We start from the raw sequence: 1,537 nt of genomic DNA, 5'->3' as shown, positions 1-1,537 counted from the left end.
CGTCATGCGCTGGATGTTCTTCATCGTATGCTCCGCACCGTCGTCGTGCTTGTCGTCGTCGTGAATAGTCGTTCGTAAGAGAGAGAGAGAGAGAGAGACACACACCGGTCGTCAGGAAGGAAATGACGTCGTCACTTCATCTTCGCCTTCAGCCACGGCGTGATCGGACCGCACGATTCCATGCAGCCGAGCATCGGTCCCGACGTCACGTTCGGGGCACACGGAAGCACCTGCAGCACCTGCCGCTCGCTGGCCGCTTCCCAGTGTCCCGGCGGACACTCGATGCGCTTCTCCACGTTGATGTAGCTGATGCAGCACTGCGACGAATCGCACGGCACCACCGACAACCCCGAGAACTTCCAGCACGACGGTCGCACGATCCGCCACACCCACCCGCCGTACGTATACCCGCCGGCCGGGGGGAAGTTCATCATGTTGTTCATCACGATGTCCGACGTCACCAGATTCACGATCTCCGCAGGACTCAGCCCCCCGCAGCTCCCCGTACGCGTGATGCTCTGGATGACGAGCTCCCACGACACGCAGAAACGCTTCTTCACCGTGATCGTGAACGAGCACGACGGCAGCGGCGAATACGTGATCGTCTGCGTCGTGAACGGAACACCCGGACAGTTCTCCTCGCAGGACTCCTGCGATTGGGCCCGGACTCCGGACGTGAAGGATAGCATCACGCCCAGGCACAGAACGAGCGTGGCGATACGGGACAGAAGAGCATGGTCCGCTCCCCTGCCGTGAATGGGATCGATCATCGTGCGATGGTGACAGGTCGTGAAACAATGGCTCCCGTACCGTCGGTGAGCAGGATGCGATAGGCCCCGTCCGCGAGATGGGCGACGTCCAGCGTCATCTCCCGCCGCGCCATCGGAACGTTCTCCTCGGCAAGGCGCAGCACTTCACGGCCGAAGATGTCGACCACGCTGCATTCGATGAGGGACAAGGGACTCGTCAGGCGTATCGTCACGGTATTCGAGGCGGGATTCGGGAAGACGACGATCCTCATGTCGTGGACGGGCAGATCCTGCAGGGCGGGACGCTGCTCGCTCTTCTCCTGCTGCTGGACCAGGGGCGACGGCGGCGTGATCCACTCCTGGATGACGATGCCGCTGCGCTGGTTCAGGCGTCCGGCCGTGATGTCCGTGCCGATGGTCAGCCTCGCTGCATCGTATGGCACCCACGTGGGATCGGTCATGATATCCGTCAGGTATGTCCCGTCCCATTGATCCAGTCCGGGCTGGGCCATGACGACGACCGCGCCGGCCGTGTCGGTCGACCCGTTCCTTCCCCGGATGTAGACGATGAGATCCTTCTTCGTATCGCCGTTCATATCCCGGAGGAGGATGGACGTCGTCACGTTGGTGAACGTACCGTAGGAGAATTCGGTGAACGGATAGAAGTCGCGAAGTGGATCGGCATAGATCGGATCGGCACACGTGGCGAGATCGAGCGATCCCCAATCGATACGCAGAAGCATCGCCCGTTCGCTCGACGTGTTCTCGATCACGAGCGTATCGAGCTC

1 protein-coding gene and 1 pseudogene are annotated in these 1,537 nt (G+C 61.5%); both read right to left on the bottom strand.

Annotated elements, in window-relative coordinates:
• Positions 1 to 131: 131 nt before the first annotated feature.
• Positions 132 to 770, bottom strand: coding sequence for a hypothetical protein (locus tag BGO89_06280; protein ID OJX59525.1), 639 nt, complete (start codon positions 768 to 770; stop codon positions 132 to 134).
• Positions 767 to 1,537 (bottom strand): annotated as a pseudogene (locus BGO89_06275) (hypothetical protein). Before BGO89_06275 ends, BGO89_06280 begins: the two are co-directional and overlap by 4 nt.

The sequence above is a fragment of the Candidatus Kapaibacterium thiocyanatum genome (genome assembly GCA_001899175.1).
In the GTDB taxonomy this organism is placed as follows: Bacteria; Bacteroidota; Ignavibacteria; order Kapaibacteriales; family Kapaibacteriaceae; genus Kapaibacterium; species Kapaibacterium thiocyanatum.
The sequence above is the reverse complement of the archived record's forward strand: the minus strand, read 5'-3'. Positions and strand labels throughout refer to the sequence as shown.

Excerpts from the sequence above, each read along its gene's own strand:
- BGO89_06280 (OJX59525.1), bottom strand. The coding sequence starts at position 770 with ATGATCGATCCCATTCACGGCAGGGGAGCGGACCATGCTCTTCTGTCC.